Source organism: Microcystis aeruginosa LEGE 91341, assembly GCF_015206885.1.
In the GTDB taxonomy this organism is placed as follows: Bacteria; Cyanobacteriota; Cyanobacteriia; order Cyanobacteriales; family Microcystaceae; genus Microcystis; species Microcystis aeruginosa_H.
In genome coordinates, this window is sequence record NZ_JADEXY010000080.1 from 1 (window position 1) to 19506 (window position 19506).

The 19506-nt window shown below is 41.4% G+C and carries 19 protein-coding genes and 1 pseudogene; 15 read left to right on the forward strand and 5 right to left on the reverse strand.

Going from position 1 to position 19506, the window contains the following annotated elements:
* Positions 1–116: 116 nt before the first annotated feature.
* From IQ234_RS13140 to acsF, 4 genes are all read right to left on the reverse strand, one after another.
* On the reverse strand, positions 117–515 hold the full coding sequence (locus IQ234_RS13140; RefSeq protein WP_193957424.1) for a F0F1 ATP synthase subunit epsilon: 399 nt from the start codon (positions 513–515) through the stop codon (positions 117–119).
* Entirely contained in the window at positions 512–1906 is a 1395-nt protein-coding gene (atpD, locus tag IQ234_RS13145) for a F0F1 ATP synthase subunit beta (RefSeq protein ID WP_193957425.1), read from the reverse strand. Before atpD ends, IQ234_RS13140 begins: the two co-directional genes overlap by 4 nt.
* Positions 1907–2041: 135 nt before the next feature.
* Entirely contained in the window at positions 2042–2572 is a 531-nt protein-coding gene (locus IQ234_RS13150; protein ID WP_193957426.1) for a zinc ribbon domain-containing protein, read from the reverse strand.
* Between the two features lie 157 nt (positions 2573–2729).
* Positions 2730–3806, reverse strand: a complete 1077-nt coding sequence (gene acsF, locus IQ234_RS13155) for a magnesium-protoporphyrin IX monomethyl ester (oxidative) cyclase (RefSeq protein WP_044034844.1) — start codon at positions 3804–3806, stop codon at positions 2730–2732.
* A 450-nt stretch (positions 3807–4256) separates the two neighbouring features.
* On the opposite strand from acsF, the gene IQ234_RS13160 reads away from it, so the two are divergent.
* From IQ234_RS13160 to IQ234_RS21820, 10 genes and pseudogenes are all read left to right on the forward strand, one after another.
* The gene (locus tag IQ234_RS13160; protein WP_193957427.1) at positions 4257–4676 is read left to right on the forward strand and encodes a DUF6678 family protein; all 420 of its coding nucleotides are present in this window, start codon (positions 4257–4259) and stop codon (positions 4674–4676) included.
* A 401-nt stretch (positions 4677–5077) separates the two neighbouring features.
* Positions 5078–5224: a hypothetical protein gene (locus IQ234_RS13165; RefSeq protein ID WP_193957428.1), complete on the forward strand. Its 147-nt coding sequence runs from the start codon at positions 5078–5080 to the stop codon at positions 5222–5224.
* A 175-nt stretch (positions 5225–5399) separates the two neighbouring features.
* Complete coding sequence (locus IQ234_RS13170; RefSeq protein ID WP_228008515.1) at positions 5400–5957, forward strand: class I SAM-dependent methyltransferase; 558 nt, start codon at positions 5400–5402, stop codon at positions 5955–5957.
* Between the two features lie 105 nt (positions 5958–6062).
* On the forward strand, positions 6063–8168 hold the full coding sequence (locus IQ234_RS13175; protein ID WP_228008516.1) for an AAA family ATPase: 2106 nt from the start codon (positions 6063–6065) through the stop codon (positions 8166–8168).
* A 47-nt stretch (positions 8169–8215) separates the two neighbouring features.
* A complete protein-coding gene (locus tag IQ234_RS13180; RefSeq protein ID WP_193957429.1) occupies positions 8216–9754 on the forward strand; it encodes a DUF2357 domain-containing protein in 1539 nt (512 codons plus the stop codon).
* A gap of 86 nt (positions 9755–9840) precedes the next feature.
* Positions 9841–11175, forward strand: coding sequence for a DEAD/DEAH box helicase family protein (locus tag IQ234_RS13185; RefSeq protein WP_193957430.1), 1335 nt, complete (start codon positions 9841–9843; stop codon positions 11173–11175).
* On the forward strand, positions 11172–12836 hold the full coding sequence (locus tag IQ234_RS13190) for a phospholipase D-like domain-containing protein (RefSeq protein ID WP_193957431.1): 1665 nt from the start codon (positions 11172–11174) through the stop codon (positions 12834–12836). Before IQ234_RS13185 ends, IQ234_RS13190 begins: the two co-directional genes overlap by 4 nt.
* Positions 12837–12840: 4 nt before the next feature.
* Complete coding sequence (locus IQ234_RS13195; RefSeq protein ID WP_193957432.1) at positions 12841–15219, forward strand: hypothetical protein; 2379 nt, start codon at positions 12841–12843, stop codon at positions 15217–15219.
* Positions 15220–15501: 282 nt separating this feature from the next.
* Entirely contained in the window at positions 15502–15777 is a 276-nt protein-coding gene (locus tag IQ234_RS13200; RefSeq protein ID WP_002733756.1) for a hypothetical protein, read from the forward strand.
* Positions 15774–15854: pseudogene (locus IQ234_RS21820) on the forward strand (clan AA aspartic protease); the annotation flags it as partial. The gene IQ234_RS13200 and the pseudogene IQ234_RS21820, both read left to right, overlap by 4 nt.
* 53 nt (positions 15855–15907) lie before the next feature.
* Here IQ234_RS21820 and tnpA read toward each other — a convergent pair.
* Positions 15908–16336 carry an IS200/IS605 family transposase gene (tnpA, locus tag IQ234_RS13205; RefSeq protein ID WP_193957433.1) on the reverse strand — a complete coding sequence of 143 codons (429 nt, stop codon included), beginning with the start codon at positions 16334–16336 and terminating at the stop codon, positions 15908–15910.
* Between tnpA and IQ234_RS13210 the strand changes: the two genes are divergently transcribed.
* The 5 genes from IQ234_RS13210 to IQ234_RS13230 all read left to right on the forward strand — a co-directional run bounded on the left by IQ234_RS13210 (position 16319) and on the right by IQ234_RS13230 (position 19410).
* Positions 16319–16672, forward strand: a complete 354-nt coding sequence (locus IQ234_RS13210) for a clan AA aspartic protease (protein WP_416209680.1) — start codon at positions 16319–16321, stop codon at positions 16670–16672. The two genes, tnpA and IQ234_RS13210, sit on opposite strands and share 18 nt — an antisense overlap.
* 585 nt (positions 16673–17257) lie before the next feature.
* Complete coding sequence (locus IQ234_RS13215; RefSeq protein ID WP_185239748.1) at positions 17258–17620, forward strand: nucleotidyltransferase family protein; 363 nt, start codon at positions 17258–17260, stop codon at positions 17618–17620.
* Position 17621: 1 nt separating this feature from the next.
* Positions 17622–17930 carry a DUF86 domain-containing protein gene (locus tag IQ234_RS13220; protein ID WP_228008519.1) on the forward strand — a complete coding sequence of 103 codons (309 nt, stop codon included), beginning with the start codon at positions 17622–17624 and terminating at the stop codon, positions 17928–17930.
* Positions 17931–18102: 172 nt separating this feature from the next.
* Positions 18103–18864: a twin-arginine translocase subunit TatC gene (gene tatC / locus IQ234_RS13225; RefSeq protein ID WP_002770330.1), complete on the forward strand. Its 762-nt coding sequence runs from the start codon at positions 18103–18105 to the stop codon at positions 18862–18864.
* 234 nt (positions 18865–19098) lie between these two features.
* On the forward strand, positions 19099–19410 hold the full coding sequence (locus tag IQ234_RS13230) for a hypothetical protein (RefSeq protein WP_002749272.1): 312 nt from the start codon (positions 19099–19101) through the stop codon (positions 19408–19410).
* The last annotated feature ends 96 nt before the right edge of the window (positions 19411–19506 follow it).

Consider the following 19506-nt stretch of genomic DNA (forward strand, 5'->3'; position numbering starts at 1 on the left):
CCCTTGATAAGGGGGGTGTCGATCCCCCCTGCCCCCCTTGATAAGGGGGGTGTCTGACAATTTTTAACGCCTACCTACTTAGTAACCATATTTCTATTATTTCTCGTCTAGTTTCCTCACTGCCCTCCTAGTTCGATAAATTGCCGGATCATGTTAGCTTCCAGTTTTGTCAGAGCCACGCGAGTGCGTTTTTCCCGCTCATCTAAGATTTGAAACTGCTTTTCTACCGCCTCTCTTAAGCATCCTAAGTCGGCACTTTCAACAGCATGGCGAGTAGAAACCCGCACGTCAAAACCAGATTTGACCAAAATGCCCTCATCCACGGCCATAAATCTTTCCTGCTCTTGAGGAGTGGTGAAAGACAGCAATCCGGGCAAGATAGCAGTGACAAAATCAATGTGATGGGGCAGCAGGCAAAAGCAACCGCTTCCCGATTCTGCCGTGACTTTAATAACTTCTGTCTCTAATAGGATTCGGGTGGGCAATATAACTAGGAGTTTCATCGTGCCTGTCATAGCTTTACAGCCTCATCAATCGCGCCAATCATGTAAAGTGCCTTCTCTGGATAATCGGAAAATTCATCTTGGAGAATGCGATCGCATCCTGCTAAAGCCGCTTCTAGCTCGACAAATTTACCCGCCATTCCTGTAAACTGTTCGGTAGAAAAGAAAGGCTGGGTGAGAAACTTTTCTAATCGTCTGGCTCTGGCTACAATCTGACGGTCAGCCGGTGAAAGTTCTTCTAATCCTAGCATGGCAATAATATCCTTGAGTTCTTCGTAGTTCGCTAGGGTTTGCCGCACTGCCTGGGCGATGCGATAGTGTTGCTCGCTGACAATAGGCGGCATCAACATTTTCGATCCCGATTGCAGTAAGTTCACCGCCGGATAAAACCCCTCACTTGCTCGCTGGCGAGAGAGTACAATTGATGCCGATAGATGAGAAAAAGTATGAACAGCCGCCGGATCGGTAAAGTCATCTGCTGGGACGTAGACTGCTTGAATGGAGGTGATTGCGCCCGTAGCCGTACTGCAAATCCGCTCTTCTAGCTCTGCCAGTTCCGTGGCTAATGTCGGCTGATACCCTACCCGCGAGGGCAATTGTCCCATCAACCCCGATACCTCTGAACCAGCCTGAATAAAGCGGAAAATATTGTCAATTAATAGTAAGACATCTTGTTTAGCCGTGTCGCGAAAGTATTCCGACATCGTCAGTGCGGCGTGTCCAACGCGAAATCTGACCCCTGGCGGTTCATCCATCTGCCCAAAGATCATCACCGTATTCTGCAAAACCCCGGCCCCCCGCATTTCTTGGTATAAATCTAGGGCTTCCCGACATCGCTCCCCAATTCCACAGAAGATACTAATTCCCTGATCTTGCTTGACGATATTATGAATCATTTCGGTAATCAAAACCGTCTTGCCAACACCCGCTCCGCCAAATAATCCTGCTTTCCCCCCCCGTTCCAACGGGACAAGCACGTCTATGGCTTTAATACCGGTTTTGAGAATCTCCGAGCTAGTGGTTCGCTCGTACAGGGGAGTCGGATTTGCATAAATTGAACGCCATTCTCCATCAGATATCTGTTCTTGTCCGTCAATTGTTTCCCCAAATATATTCAACATCCTGCCGAGCAACCTCTCGCCCACTGGAACTCGCAAGGGATGACCCGTATCGATGACTGGAGAACCGCGAGCTAAACCGGCTGTTGGCTTCAGTGAAATGGCCCGTACCAGTTGGGAGTTAAGATGGGCCACAACTTCCATCGCTACACTGCCATCTTCTCCGGCCTGAAGTTGGCTATGAAGCTCTGGCAGCCTTTGGGAAAAATAGACATCAATGATGCTTCCTCGCACTGACACTACAGAGCCAGCGTTGAGTTTGTTAATATCTCGTTGATCGTTCATCAAAAAATTGGCTCTGAAACCCCGTTTTTTTAGGACGGCTTGATATTACAATCTAGATGCTCACTCACCGCCCCAGTCCATTAATATAAAGAGAATTTTGCCCGAAAAGGAGTTATAGATTTAGCTAAACAGGTTTTATCGCTGTAGCTGATGACCACAGCTACTACAAAAGCGATCGGTTGCCGCTAATTTTGCCCCGCATTGACTACAAAATTGGGCTTTACTGACGGTTTTTGCGTCCCCCATACTCATTTTCATATCTCCCATTTGCATTTCCATGGGAGCAAAATTCATCGACATATTACCCATTTTCATCGGTTGCATCGGTTGCATGGGTTGCATTGGTTGCATCGGTGAGGAGGAGAAACTGGTAGCGGTTGTCGATTGAGAGGACTGAGAAACTCCAGAGGTATGAGGAGAGGAAAAACCGATACTGGTTCCTTGAATTTGGATTCTGTGGGGTCCGGTTTCGGTGATAATTTCAATAATTGCCCCTTGGGGAATTATCTCTATTTGGGGTTCTTTTGTCCAAACTCCCGTGGCAAAACTACTGCTAGACTGCTGTTGTTGTCCCACAGCACCACTAGCGAGAGTTACAATCGTCTGCAGCCCTTGATTATCCAGATAGAGACGTTGTCCTGTGGGTAATTCACTATAAATAGCCATATTTTTGACAGTGAAAAGTAAAAAGTAAAAACCTAGTTCACACCCCTAGGATCCAGTCTAGCGAGGATAGAAATGTTAGAGGATTTTCTTAAGAATTTTATCGACAAAAAAAGGGTGGTTTGACCCACCCTCACCATGTCTCAAGAAAACAAACTTTTTAACGGACGCTACCGGCTAATTTATCGACCCGAATCGGTTTCATCAGGTACAATTTGAGGAATTGCCAAGCGTTAGAAGCGAAGATCGGCAATTTCTTCAGGAATTTAACCGGTGCGGCACTGTTTTCGCTATCGATCGCCCGTAATCCCTCGTTATTGCGAACACAAATTTCTAGGCGATCATAAAATTCAGGACTATCCACATCGAGAACAATCGGGAAGACGCGGCCGGCGGTTTCATTGGTCTTCTCGATCACATACTTATCGTACTCGCGAGCGTCCAAACCGAGAATGGCGTAGAAACCGGAACGCTGAGTATCATTGAGGTACATCGTAGCGAAGACCGAAAGCAGGAAGAAACGACACCAGAGACGAGCGCGCCAATCATTAAGAATATCAGGCTGCGCACGCATGATCGCATCAAAGAAGTCCCCGTGACGGTTTTCGTCTTGACACCAATTCTCGAAGAAGTTAAAAATCGGATAAACCCGATCTTCGGGATGTTGTTCAAGATGACGATAAATGGTGATATAACGCCAATAACCGATTTTTTCGGAAAGATAGGTGGCGTAGAAGATAAATTTCGGTTTAAAGAAGGTGTAGTTACGGCTTTTGGTTAAAAATCCCAAGTCAAGGGAGAGGTTAAAATCCGATAAAGCCTTATTAAGGAACCCAGCGTGACGCGCTTCATCCCGGGACATGAGGTTAAAGCATTCTGCGAGGAGGGGATTTCTGTTTTTTAAGCGTCTGCCGAGTTCTTTGTAGAGAAGAAAGCCGGAAAATTCGGCCGTGCAGGATCTTTCCAGAAATTCCACGAATAAGCGACGAGTTTCGCCATCAATATGCTCCCAAGAGCGATCAAATTCTTGATTGCGAACGAAGTGATGCCGGTTATAATCGGTACGGAATTCCTCTAAAATCGCTTTCAGTTCTTCCTCGTTAGCGGCGATCGACATTTCCGCCATCGCTTCAAAATCAGTGGTATAGAAGCGGGGAGTGAGGATCGTTTCTTTAGCGGGAACTTTTATACCCGGACGGATTTCCTCGAATTCTGGTTTTTGGATCGTGCTGACCATAGGGATTATTGATTTTACTCTGGGATGATGATTGAGACGAGTAAAGGCTCTGAGATGATAATGACGAACCGTGAAAAAACGGCTAGGATTCACTATAGCAAGCTCTCAGCCCTAGACTCCCTTCCTGTTCATTAAAAGTTACAACTCTTAATTAAGCTGTGTGAACAAACGCGGATTTTTCGCTGGGAGTCTTGACAAATGTTCGGGGAAGTGGGGTGATATGGGGAAAACTTCTGGCGATTGCGCCTAAATAGAGTATTATGCAGAAAGTTGACCTATATCTTTACTCTGGAGAGTGTTATACAGAAAGTTTTCTTTGGGGGTGACATACGGAAGACTTCTGATGATTGCGCCTAAATGGAGTGATATACAGAAGGTTGACCCATATCGTTAAGTCTGGAGAATATTATACAGAAAGTTGACCTATAATATGTAGTTAGGTATAAAACCATGAATACATTCAATAAAATTCGAGAAAGGGTCCTCATGAGAGTATCTGAAAATGGACTTGTATCTGTAATGAATGATACAAAGTGGATGAAACTTATTGATAGGATAAAACTTTTAAACTTTCTGCCGCCATATCAAATAAAAAACCTATTATCTGACTTGCCATATCCAGAGGATTTCAACGATCCAATTTATTATTTGGGAGATTACAGTGAAGGAATACTACCATTTTATGCTATTGAATGGATTTTAATTAATCCCAAATATTATTATACTAGGGGAAAATTGTTAAACGATGGTTATAAATCTGTTTACAATGAATTAAAACAAATTTTAATAGAATTAAAGATACCATACCATGAAGAAAATTCTATGTTTTACATATACGGATATATTAATTCAAATACAAAATTAAGCTAAGACGCATTTAAACCGCTTATTCTTAGATTAGCCTAACGTCCCCCAATCGCTTTACTGTTACCTTTTGCCTCTTGCCTCTTGCCTCGTCTCAACAAGCAATTTAAATTACGAACAGTGCGATCGTGGAACGAACCACAGAGACACAAAGGACACAGAGATCGATCACTACTATATAAGTTAAAGTTATCACACAAAGAATAAGAGAGCCAACAAGGTTTTTGGCAATATGCTAATCTGGCTAACACGCTTTTGAGAGTGATATGGGGAAAACTTCTGTATATCACGCCTAAATGGAGTTATATATTATCAGAAGGTTGACCCATATCGTTATCCCAGAGAGTGTTATGCAGAAAGTTGACCTATAATATTTAGTTAGCCCTCAAAATAAGGAAACCACGAAGATGAACGAAAGCAAGTATGTTCAATATGGCTGCGGATGGTCTGCGCCTAGTCAATGGCGAAATTTTGACGCTTCGCCAACTCTGCGCTTTGAAAGAATGCAGGGTGAGAGCATCTCAAAAGCTATTGACAATTGGCCAATTTTGTGATCCGCTTGCTCTGTGGGCATTTCAGGTGATACCAGTCAATCAGAATAGTTACGAAATCTTCACATTTGGTCGATTTTTGCTTAACAATTGAGATAGCCAATTCTCCTCAAATATGCCTGAATCGCTCTCTGGGTAAGCAACTCACATAAAGTTCATTTTGTCAAGGATTGTTAAGATGCGCTTACCCTGTGAAAGAATGCCTCTCATAGGTCGTCTGTATACGAAAAATCAATCTCGATTCCCAAGCAATGTAGAGTATGGAGACATTGTAAAGGGTTTGCCAGTTTCGCCGGATTCATGCGCAGGTGTTTATTGTTCTCATATTCTTGAACATCTTTCGCTTGGCGATTTCCGTGCTGCTCTACGTAATACAAAAGAAATTTTGCGCCCAAATGGCATTTTTCGCCTTGTGTTGCCTGATCTCGAACATTCAATAATTAAATACAATAAAAATACATCGGCTGAAGCAGCATCAGAGTTCATGAGAGAAACGTACCTTGGTCATGAAAGTCGAGCGAGAGGACTTAAAAGCATTATTACCACTTGGCTTGGAAATTCGCAGCACCTTTGGATGTGGGACTACAAGTCTATTGCGGCAGAGCTTAAAGATGCCGGCTTCATTGAGATAAGAAGGGCCTTCTTCGGTGATTCGTCTGATCCTTTTTTTAATGCAGTAGAAGACAAAGGCAGGTGGGATAATTGCCTCGGTGTTGAATGTAGAAAACCGGGCTAACAAGGCGCTGCACTCGGACGGCAATTCCGCTGCGCTCCATTGCCGCCGGTGAGCTTGGTCGTTATGCCTACATATTTCATCAAATATAAGTAAGAACTGGTATAATTGGTTTCAGAAAAAATATCAGTAAGATCTGTGAATCTATTGTTATCTCACATTCCTTCGATCGCTGCGGGCGTTGTTGTTGGCGGTGTCGTGATTGCATCTGGGGGTTCGGGGCTTCAGTCTGGTGTGGCAGCGATCGCAACTGGGGCAAGTGGTTTTGCGACATCTGCTTTGCTGATACAGTCACAGTCTAGTAAACAAGGTAAGCTTGAACAGGAACGCGATCGGCTAAAGCAAGATATTGAAAGACAAAAACGAGCTTTACCTTTTGGGGCAGAGCTAGAATATTTGCAACGGCAACGAGAATTATTGCGACAAAACGTCAGCGAACTTCAACAACAGGAAGAAGATTTACAAGAAAGGGTGAGGCTAGTTCAGCAAAATCCCCCTAATCTAGAAGAGTTGGAACAACGTCAGCAGAAAATTGGTGAATTAAAAACACAGATTGATGGAAATAAAGGGCGTTTACAGGCAGTCATTGATCAGATTGCGGAACGGGAAAAGCAACGCGATGGTTTGCAAGAGGTGACTTCGCAGTTTTTGCAGAAGCAAGAAGAGGTCAAAAGACTGACTGAACGATTACGCGAACTCAATCAGCAAGCGGCAGAGTTAGAACTTTTCCGTAGTACCTATGACGCTCTGCGTACAGATGCTCAAAATCTAGAAACTAAACAGCAGCATTTACAGGCAGAAATTCCTCGGCTTGAACAAGAGCGCGATCGCATTTTGGCAGAAATCGGCACAATGGAGGCAAAGGCCCAGCAGGTTGATGGACTGCGGGTAGAAATCGAAAAACTAAAAGCAGACTTGCGTATCAAACTTTCTCAATTAAACAGCTTAAAACGTGAAATCGAACAATTAAATTCTGAAAAAGGTTTGTTAGAGGATGAAATCTCTCGTAAGTCTCAAGAACTAAGGAGAATTCAAGAGGAAATCCGCAAAGCTAAGGGAGAACTTGAAGAAATTGAAACTGGTATAAAACAAGCCTTTCAAGCCCTAGAAATGCCCATTAAACTAGAGGCAAACCAGTCGCGCAACTTTGCTAGTGAGAACGAATTTTTAGCAGCCTTTAGAAAATACTTGAGCGACAAGGGTTTGATTTTCCCTAAACGTATCGTTAATGCTTTCCATACTTCTTTGAAGGTACAGGATATTTCTGCCTTGGTGATTTTGGCGGGGATTAGCGGTACGGGTAAGAGTGAATTGCCCCAAGCTTATGCTGAGTTTGTGGGTGCGCCTCTGGTTATGCTGCCTGTGCAGCCGCGATGGGACTCGCCACAAGATTTGCAAGGTTTCTATAACTACATTGAGAAGAAATATAAACCAACAGATTTGATGAAGTATCTATATCAACACCAGCGACATCAGAAGTTGAAGGGAAGAATAGTTTTGGTTTTGTTGGATGAGATGAATTTAGCAAGGGTTGAATATTACTTCAGCGACTTTCTTTCTAAATTGGAAACAAGAAGAAATAAGAGGACTTATCTAGATTTAGAAGCAGGGAGTTTAAAGCTAGAGGATCACCAAAAGCAAGTTCTCATTCCTGAAGAATTTTTATTTATTGGCACAATGAATGAAGATGAAACTACGCAAATGCTTTCTGATAAAGTGTTAGACCGTGCCAACGTGCTGACATTTGGTCGTCCCCCTGAACTCAAATTGCGCGGTAGTAAGCAAAGTAAGCCAGCAATTCCCACCGAGTATTTACCTTGGGATGCTTTTCAGGGATGGACAAAAGAGCCAAGCCCTGATTTAGTCGAAAAAGTTAAACACTATGTAGATGAAGCCAATGACATTATGGAATCATTAGGTCGTCCTTTTGCTCATCGGGTGTTTCAGGCATTTACCAAATATGTTTGTAATTATCCTAATGTCGATCGCAATGAGGTTCGTAATCAGGCGATCGCCGACCAATTTGGCCAGAAGCTTTTACCAAAACTACGCGGGGTAATGGTTGAAGAAAAAAATGTAAAAGAAGCATTGGATAAGATGGAATCTCTACTGTCGCAACTTAATGATGAGCCACTCAATCGAGCTTTTAAGAAAGCGCGTGAGGGGCAGTATGGACAATTCCAATGGAAAGGTATGGTGTATCCCCAAGATTGAGGTTGAATTTACAAAAATCAATTTGCAACAATCGAGGTCATCAACCAATGTTAATTTACGCTACCCTTACCGACTATTTGCAAGATAAGCCCTATTTAAATGGATTACCTCAATTGCGCGGAAGCGATCGCCCTTTTTTAGTATTGGAAGATGACGAAGAGATTACCAAACAATATCCAATTTTGATGCAACGACAACCTAGGGTTTATGAAATTGGCTTTCCTTGGGTGCAAATTACAGACTGGGAACAACAAAAGGCAATTGCTCAGAAGCTTAATATTGAGATAAAAACAGGATCAATAGTTGAGTTAAATCTAGCAGATGAAGTATTAGATGCGACACAAATTAGTAATGATGAAAACGAAGTTGAGGAATTAAGAAAAGAGCTTGATAAACGATATGATCACATAACAGCCGATACGATCGCTCTATTTATCGGGCTATTTGATGCTTTGTTGGGAGAGGATAAACATAGTTCACAATCCCCATGCTTTTTAATTAATATTCCACAAATTTTAGTTAATTTAAGTCAAGAAGATGCACAATTACCGTTAGTGCTTGCTCTCAACCGTCGCTATGAACTACGTCATAAATTAGAAATAATTGCGCCAAAATTGCGATCGCAACTCAATCGCAAAGCAGAAATGATCCCCCTTGGACGCATTCAGGAAATGGATGCTTACTGTTTAAGAGATTATGTCCGCCGACCTGGACATGATGCGCTCGAAAAAGCAGGGGCAAGACAAGAGCTAATGGGAATTCAGCGCTATCAAAACTTTAATACCCCCGAAAATCGCTTTCTTAAAGGTTTTTGCAATCTATTACATCGCGAATGTGGAGAATATAAAGGAATAGGAGAGGCTGAACGTTTAGAAAGAGCTATCGATCGCTTTCGTCAAGAGCCAAGCGTACAAACTATTCCCCGTACCGATGTTTTCGCAATCAAACCTAACTATGTCTTACAACAAAATCCCATCTATCGCAGCTTCTATCAAGCCTATCTCGATTATTTAAAGCGGCGAAGTGAAAAAGAAAATATTTGGGGCTTCCGTCAAGGACTGTTAGTAGATGTGGTAACAGTTCTATTAGTTGCGGCGCTGTTAAATATTGAGGGAAGTTATATTCGTCCTACTGCAGCGGTAAATGTTTCAGGTGTGCCAAACTATGGTCGGTATTTATTGATGGATTCACCACTAATCATTGATTGCATATTACAAACGGCGGCTTTTACTTTTGAAATTATTCACCCGACTAACCCCAAGTCAGGGGATTTAGAACTAAAAGTAAAGATGCAATTCTTTACTACAAATTTATTAGAAAGACCAAAGCACTATGAATTGCCATTGCCAATCTGGATTTTTTGGTATAAGCCAAGCAATGCAATTTTAAAATCAATGGCACGGGATCAACCGGAGGTAATTTGCCTTTATCTATATGAAAATTTTTCTGTAATTAATGATACAACGGCAAGCAATAGTCAGATAAAAATATGGAAATTACCCAATCCTATTGATGAAAGTCTTGAAGAAGGAATGACATTTTTAACTAATCAATTCTGTGAAGCTTTTGGGGGATGGATAACATGAGTTTAGTCCTTCAAGTAATCACAACTGTACTGAGTGAGCCAAGTAGATTTATTCGAGAACGCGCTGAATTAAATCTACCTGATTCTATGAGTTCTTTTCCCTTTCGTAAGAAGCAAAGAGAAGCAGTAGAACTTGCCTTGTCTAATGCTCCTCTAGTAGCGATCGCAGGTACACCCGCCAGTGGCAAAACGGAAATTGCATTAGCATCTCTGGAAACTGCGATCGCCCATCAACGATCTACTTTAGTTGTTGTTCCCTTTGCCAGTACTTTCAATCGTTACGAAAACCTTCCTTTACCACCTTTACAAATTTCCAGCGATCGTGACTATCGCCAAAATGTGAAGACATGGCTCAGGCAACAAGTCGCTAAACCTAAACTAGATTTTTTACCTCCCAATTGGCTAGAAGATTCGCTCTTTGAAGAATTACAAATAAAGAGTGATCGCCAATTTTGGCTAAGGTTACTTCGTGAAGAAGATTCATTAGCAAAAATCCAAAAACTAACCCAAGCAGTCGCCGAAATATTTCCTAATATTCATCCAAAACGGCAAGAGCTTTTAGTCTATCGACTAAGCAAATCAGAAACTTTATTGGAACAAAGAGAGCGTCTGCATCAAGACTATACAACGCTGTCGGATCATGCCATTGAGCAAATCCTTGATGCGGCTTTACCTCATATCAAAGCACCGATATTATGTCTGAGCAATCAATTAGCGATTTTAGGAGAGCGAACTTTTGATTTAGTCATTGTTGAAGATAGTCACTATCTTAATGACTCAACATTGCAAGCGATCGCTACCCGCGCTAAGAAAATCCTATTACTTGGAGAATTAACAGAACCCAGAAATCTATTCAGCAGACTATTTCAAAATCTATCCCCCGCCTATCGGTTACAACTAGCAGAAAATCATCGACTTCATCCCGATTTAGCTCATAAGATTTTCCCCGCATTATATCCAATGCAACCAACGCCTTACACACCATCTAGTCACAAGCACAGTCCACTATCTCAAGGAGAACATCGTTTAAATTGGCTCAAGATCACAACTGCTGAACAAATCCCTAATTTATTACAGCAATCCCTAGAAAGCTTTCCTGATCAACAGTCTAGTGTTCTCACTTTTTCATCAGAGCTACGCGATCGCCTACAACAAATCCCCTATTTGTCCCACTCGAATATTAGCACTGTTCAAGATTGGACAGGAAAAGAATGTCAAACTTTATGGATTGTTTGTGATAAATCTGAATCAAGCCAGCCTAATTTAACAGATATACGTTTAGCTTTAACGAGAGCTAGGGATAAAATTACCATAATTGGTGATTGGGAATATTATCAAAATACCTTTAATGCTCTAGGCTCTGATTTCCATTTTGTAAGAGATATTGCAATTAAGATATTGCAATTAAGGAGGATTAAATGATGCAAATCTTTTGGGAAGTTACAGGTTATTACGAACGTCTCGCTGATGATGGGCGCACAGTTGCTCAAACATCGTTAGCCAATCTATTGACAGATTGTCGGGCGATCGCTACCGACCAAAAACGCTATCACTTACCCGCAGTTCATCAATCCTTCGGGCTCAATTTCTTACCCATTAATGCTGTTACTCATCTGATGCAGCAAACGTCAGGGCGAATACCTCTACTTGCCGATCAAACTTTACGCCCCTTGCTTCAAAATCCCAATAGTTTGGGATCGCAGCAATTCCTATACCGCTTTGTCAATACACAGCTAACCAGTAACCTAGAACCTGACGATCCACAAATTCCTAACGATTTTGGCGATCGTTGTGAAGGGACTTATCAGATTCTACTCAAAGATGTCTCTAATCCAGTAATCCAAAATGTCCGAACTGAAGCCATTAATAACTTACGACAATTTAGACAAAATCACCCCCTAGAAGTTCTAAATCTTGCACTTCGCAGTAACAATCCTGAACTATTTGCTATTCCATTGCCTAATGATTGTACGGCATGGCTGCAACCTAAGGAGCTAGATCAGGCTTTACAGAGAGCAATTTATATTCTCCGCAATGAGTCTGAAAATAATTTTCCTAGGGATGACATTACGGAAACTGTTCAAAGGCTTGTTAATGAGTATCGTGTTCAATATCCTGAACCAGTAATTATTAGCGATCGCATTCCTAATTTAACTATCACAAATATCCCAGCTAAAACAGACATAAAAATTGGTAGAGGTATTCATCGTCAAACTTTAGAAGAATTAATTACTAAAGCTCAGAAGTTTCTCTTGATTTGTAGTTATCGCCTTGAAGATCAAGCGATCCTACAAATGATTGCCGAAAAATCAAAACAAATCCCTATTTGGATTCTCACAGATTTTAGTAATGAGGTGCAAGATCGAGTCGATAGTAATATGGATGGTCAAAGAGTCAGCGATCCAGATTATGCTAATTCGGATCTCAAAAAGCGCCAGTGTTTAGCAATGTTGAGAAAAGCTGGCTTAGGTTTTAGAAGTGGTAACTTCCACATCAAAACTTACATTAGCGAACAATCAGCTTATCTGGGTTCCTGTAACCTGACAGGAGGTAGTCTCGAACGCAACGGAGAAGCAGGAATGCTATGGCAGAATACATCAGAACATCAGTTTCTTGTTGAATATTTTCGCTACCTATGGACGCACCAAACCACATCTCAATCTATACCTTCACCTAATGGCTTTTGTAACGAAAGTCTTGAAACCATTAGCGGTTCTCCACCTCAGAGCGATCGCTTTCTCGATCACCATACTTTTAAACAGGATCTATCCAAATCACTCAAAAAATTTACTGGACAAGAAGTTCGCATATACACAAGAAACTTTCAACCGCTATCACCACAGCTTAATTTGCTGACTAACCCTCACAATCGCATTTTTTATGGAAGTTACAATGCTACAACCTTACAAGCTAGGCGAATCCCCAATCTTCATGCCAAAATCATTATCATTGGCTCTCAAGTGGCTTATATCGGTTCCCAAGATTTTGCATTTCGTCCCCATCCACTACTAGATTTAACTTACAAAACTACCGATCCTCAAGAAATTAAACTGATCACTCAACAAACTCAAAACCTACGCTAAAACCATGACTAAGCTAATCAATCTTGAATCCTATCTTGAATGCTGCCAATACGCCCATTTATTTGCAGAAGATCCCGCCAATTTAATTCCCAATCCAAACGGTTTGCCTTTAGCGTATCGAGATTTTTGTAACCGTCACCAATCTCAGTCATTTTTACCAATTCCCGCAATCACGATCGCTCAACCCACAATTCTCACCCCGCGCAAGAGTCAATTACCACAACAAAATATCGGTCTAACATTGCCCGATAATTCCTCAGACCAAATATTTATTGTTAGAGAAGCAAATTCACTGGTTTTGCGATCGCTTCAATCCCGTTATATCTATGCCAATGTCTATCGCTACTGGAGTTATGTAGAACAACTACAGCAATTTACTCACTCAGATAAACCATTAGTTATTTACGATTTCGATAGCTTTACCCCATCCGAAATTACTCCCCTCACATTTCAAAATTACGGTAACGCTCCCTATCCTATTCCGATTATTGATACGCGATCGATTAAAAAATATGATGCTCTCAAACTATCTCAGTCTTACGAGAAAATATACAATTCGATTTGTTTAGCGATCGCTAAACAAATCGTCCAAGACTTAAAACTTAATCCAAATAATCTTTTAGAAGTTGCCAACTACATCAAAAAAATTAATCTTTTCCAAAATAAGGTTATCGAATTTACTTCTTCCGAGTATATTTCTTTGATTATAGAAATTAATCATCGTTTCTATTCCTATAATCTATCTCGAATAGATCTTGAGGGTATAATTTATCGCCACTTTCCTATCGCAGATCTAAAAAAAGTTATCAGTGAAACCCCAAACTATCACTTTGTTTTACTCAGTAGTTATGCGAAACTGCCCAGCGTTAAAAGAGTATTAGAGCAACAATTTCACGAAAACTTACTGGTCTTAGATCTTAGTGTCAATAATTTCTCCAAAATCTGGCAACGAAAGCTAGGGAATAACTTCGCATTATATGGACAACATTTAGATCGTATTAGTTTCTTTGTAAGAAGAGCAGGTGAAGAGATCGAAATTCGTCTGCCAGAAGAAACCTGTTATGAAGGAGAACAAGAAGCTACTATATATGGTCAATACCTAAAAGATGGAAAATTAGAAGAGAATTTCCCACTAAGAACTAAGGATGTAACTCTACCATTTCGGATTAATGACGAGCCGTTTTTAGATAACGAAACAGGTGTAGAGCAAATTTACAAAATTGAAAATCAATACCTTGGTCAGACTCCTAATCTAGACATAAAAATTCGCTTTCGCCTCAAGCCAGGTCTTATGCCCAAGTTAGAAATATTAGATAATTATGATCGGATACTTGATTCTAAATTAATTGATCGTGAAGAACTCGCAATCTCAGATACATTAGGCTTTATTTCAATACAAGCAATTCTGACATTTCGCAACAACAAATCACAAAGATTCATTAATATTCTTAAAACACAGGATATTCAAATTCCAATAACTTTATCATATTTTACTCGAACAATAAATGAATATATTACAGATACAGCAAGCCAAAATAATATTGATTCTCTAATTTCGGTTACTCGCTCTTTTCTAAATCTTATTAATAACTATAGCAATATTGAGAACGAAAGCAACAATGGATTAGATGTGTATGTAATAGATGACCAAGATAAAAATCATAATCTAGAAGATTTTACCAAAAATTATGAAAAAATTGACAAGAGAATAAACGAGTTTCTGGAAAATATAAAATCTAATCATAGAGATATTTATAAAAACATATTTCAGATTTTAGGAAAAAGTTTTGCGTTTTCAAATTGTCTAAATCTAGATTTTCTGTATTATCCAGATCAAATTTATTATGGAAATTTACTACCAAAAAATATTCGCAATATCTATAGTATTCACCTACACAATATTGCTAGAATGTCATGTACTAATCAAAGAAGAAAAGCTTTTTGGGATTTATTTAATATAATATCTCAATATCATCAAAGAGAATTTTATAAAGTAGATGATTACATTTGGGGATACGCAAGGATACTATTGTGGTATGCAAACCCTGAGAGTGATTGCTTATCGCTCGAAGTTTTTAGTCAGCACTTCATAAAGATATTAAGCCATTGCCTTACATTAAATGTTTCTAGAGATCGCAATTATCTAAGAGATGCACTAATTTCTCTAATTTATCTACTTACTTTTCGTGAAATTGATCCTCACTTTGTTGAGCAAGGTTCTCATGCTTATGCTCAATCTAAAAGACTATGCGAGAAATTAGAGCAAAATCCAATTCGATCCAGAAAAGCTAATATTGACGTGTCGCTAAATCAATTCTTTGAACAGTTACTTGACGGCTCTGCTACCCAAGAGCAAGTAAGTAATATGATTGAAATTGATTAATTTAAAAAATTCCTTTAGCGATCTTACAGTGAGCTTCTCGAAGAATTATTTAACTTATCTATCCTATGGATTGGTTTTAGCAAAGCCAAGCTGTAGGGTGCGTTCCCTAATGTGGCTCTTACTGCTCCACTGATCGATTTTGGGGAACGCACCATGCACATTGATGGAAGCTGTGGGTTAAAGTGCGATGCCGCTCTGGTTAGACCAGTTGAGAAATGTTAGCGAAGATTCCCAATGTTTAGGTTAAAATAGAGGGGCAAAAGTTGCAACAGGGTCGCTTCAATGACAGTTCGACAACCCCGCTACAGCAAAGAAGAATTTGCCCGACGTGGACACGAAGTCTATGAGTCTCAGGTACGCTCCCAAATCGAGGAGGGCAATCATGGGAAGATTGTAGCAATAGACATCGAAACAGGGGCTTTTGAAGTGGCTGACGACAGCCTAACAGCTGCTAAACAACTGTTAATACGTTTTCCTGATGCACAAATATTTGGTATTCGCATTGGACATCGTGCCGTCCATCGTTTTGGCTTTCGTTCCCCCAGTGTGTCCCCATGATGATGGGGAGCGTCAATTCGCGCCGAGAAGCAATTATTCAATTCGTAGTGCTAGGCGAAAATCACCAGAGGCAAGCGAATGAACTACCCCGCCGCAAGCGGACGGGGTATCAGAATCAAAATAGACTCAATTATAGATTTTGGTGTAGCTGCAGGTATTCTTTATCTTGTTCTTTTACATATCTCGCTATCATACCTTCATCCCCATGCTTTCCTACCGTACTTGCGTAATATCCATCACTCCAAAACTCTCCTCCCCACAACTGCTTTTTCACTTGAGGACACTTTTTGAAAATTTCTCTCGCCGTTATACTTTTAATCATTGTCACTATCCTTGTCACACTATAGGTCGGTACTGATTGCACCAGAAAATGCACATGATCTTTATCCACTCCAATTTCTACAAACTTGATCTCATATCGTTTTTCCATCTCTAGACAGACTTCTTTTAACAAGCTATCTACCTGTTCGTCGAAAACGGCTTTACGATATTTGGCTGGGAACACTAAATGATATAGCAAAACACTTACATTATGGCTCTTATGGATGTATTCACTCATTTTTCTATTATACGCCGCGAGCGGCGGGGAATTAGACCCGAAGAGATTAAAGCAGTTATTGACACTGGTTACACTGGATTTCTCACGTTGCCTTCCGCTATCATTACAACCCTAGGATTAACGTGGTATATGCAAGAAGAGGGAATCTTGGGCGATGGAAGCCTCTGTATGTTTAACGTATTTGAGGCAACTGTGATCTGGGATGGTCAGATCAAATCTATTGAAATCAATGAGTCAGAGACAGAGCCATTAGTTGGTATGGGTTTACTTGAGGGCTATGAGTTGAATATTCAGGGTTTTGCTGGGGGATTAGTGACAATTAAACCTTTGTCATAGTCTCTAGCCATAGCTGTAGGGTGCGTTCCCTAATGTGACTCCCACTGCTCCACCGATCGATTTTGGGGAACGCACCATGCACATTTATTGAAACTGTGGGTTAAAGTGCGATGCTGCTCTGGTGGGTTGAGTTGAGGAGTGTTAGCGAAGATTCCCAATTTTTAGGTTAAAATAGAGGGGCAAGAATTGCAACAGGGTCGCTTATTTTTAGCTGTGCTTCGTGTCACTGAGCCTTTACATTGAGCTTGTCGAAATGTGTCGAAGTGTGGACACTGAGCCTGTCGAAGTGCTGTTTTATATTGGCCTAACCTTTCATCTCCGAGGTAAAACCGAGGGTTCCTTCAAGCCGACATTTAAGGTAAAATTGATCCTCTAGTTTCTGTGGGGCAATAACGGCAATCGCAGTAAAATTAATGCCAGAGTCAAGCAGAAAATCGAACAAACTGGTGCATCTGACCCAGAAGGGTTGCCAGCCTGTATCATTGTGGTAGAGTTCAGTCGCCCGATCTCTGTCGTTAGCACAAAACAGAATCCTGGAGGAGCCTTACTTCAATGAGCCAGATTCAAACGTTTCACCAACAAGCAATGGATTTAGCCGAGGCAGCGGCAGTCGCCCGCTTGAGAGGTGCGATCGATCTGCCGACAGAAAAAATTGCTGATTTCTGCCAACGCTGGCAAGTGACCGAATTTGCCCTTTTCGGCTCTGTCCTGCGCGATGACTTTCGCCCGGACAGCGATATTGATATTATGGTGCAGTTTCACCCAGAGGCACATCCCACCTTCAGCAGCCTGGATCAGATGGAAGCAGAATTAAAAACGATGTTTCACCGAGACATTGATCTGATTACCCGCCAAGGGATTGAAACTAGCCGTAACTATTTACGCCGCCACGAAATTCTTTCCTCTGCCCAGGTGATTTATGCAACGGGATCTTCAATTCCTGCTTGATATGCTGCAATCCGCAGAACTGATCATAACCTACACGGCTCAATGCTCAAAAGCTGAGTTCGTTGCCAATGTGCAGCTTCAAGATTCAGTCATTCGACGGCTATTGGTGATTGCCGAAGCCGCCCGACGAGTTTCCGAAACAACCCGCCAGATCTTTCCCAACATTGCTTGGCAAGAAATCAATGGAATGAGAAATCGGTTAGTACATGAGTATGATGATGTCAACCTCAATATTGTATGGGATGTGGTTCAGGCTGAAATCCCGTCACTGATTGAAGACTTGCAGTTACAGATTCCACCTGAACCCTGAGAATAGTGCGATCGCTATCAGGGAGAATTTTCCACTTAATTCAAACTCGATTGGCAACCTGTCACCGAGCAAACCCGACGGTGTTGGAATGATTCTGATAGCTGACGGCTAATAGCTAAGGGTTATCAATGCTAGGATAAAGGCTTGAGTAGAGAACGATCGAGCCAAAGCCATGTCATCGACAGAAGTAAAAACCCCACCCCCAGACAGTCCTGAATTCCTCGATGAGTTACCCGGAGAAGTGGAAATGTCCTTATTTGACCACTTGGAGGAGTTGCGGCGGCGGATTTTTTATAGTTTAATTGCCGTGGCTGTGGGTGCGGTGGGATGTTTTATCTTCGTTAAACCCCTAGTACAAGTGCTGGAAGTTCCCGCCCAAGGGGTAAAATTTTTGCAGTTAGCTCCGGGAGAATTTTTTTTCGTCTCCCTAAAAGTAGCTGGATATAGCGGCATACTGGTGGCTAGTCCCGTTATTCTCTTACAAATTATCCTCTTTGTGCTGCCGGGGTTAACCCGTCGCGAACGGCGTTTAATTGTCCCGGTAGTCTTAGGATCGAGTGTTTTATTTTTTGCTGGTTTATTTTTTGCCTATATTGCCCTGATTCCCGCCGCTTTAAACTTTTTTGTCAATTATGGGGCGGAAGTGGTCGAACAAGCTTGGTCGATCGAGCGCTATTTTGAATTTGTCTTACTTTTACTGTTTAGTACCGGCATCGCCTTTCAAATTCCCGTTATTCAATTGATTTTGAGCTTTTTAGGCATTATTTCCTCGCAAACGATGTTATCGGGTTGGCGTTTCGTGGTTTTGGGGGCGGTGATTTTAGGCGCGATTTTAACCCCTTCTACAGATCCTCTCACCCAATCCCTGTTAGCAGGAGCGGTCTTGGGTCTATACTTTGGGGGCATTGGGGTGGTGAAATTAACGGGACGTTAACTAGCTATTAGCCGTCATAGGAGACAGGAGTGGGAATTATGAATTATAAATTATGAATTATGAATTGACGAGCGGGGAGCAGGGAAAACAAAGCTGACTTTTGCCTATTGCCTATTGCCTATTGCCTATTGTCTTTTCTGGCTGATGGCTGAGGGCTAAAAAGCTGATAAAATTTGACGGCTGAAAACTAATTAAGCCAGAAAGCTAGAGATTGATTCTAGATTGAGTAACAAAGTGAAATATTTTTTCTTAACGGCAGGTTGGACAATAGGACGGGTGTGGGAATTTGGTGGTTTGTGGGACCATGCGAGTAGTTGGCGACGACCACCGCAGATAGAGCGATTAAATATCGGTATTTTAGAGGGAGAACAGGTTTTATGGCTTTATAAGGTGGAAGAAGCCGTGATTATGGTGGAAGTTGCCCCCAAGAGTGCCGAAATTGCCGATACTGTCCCTACCATCGGGCAAGTGGTGCTAAAACGCTTGATTAGTGCGGAACAAGTCCTCGAAATTCTGCAAAATGCCGAAGAATTGCTGAGGAAGTAATCAGTTATCAGTTATCAGGAGTCAGGAGTTAGGAGTTAGGAGACGGGAGATTATTTTTATTTATTCTCCCCACACCCCACACCCCACACCCTGCAC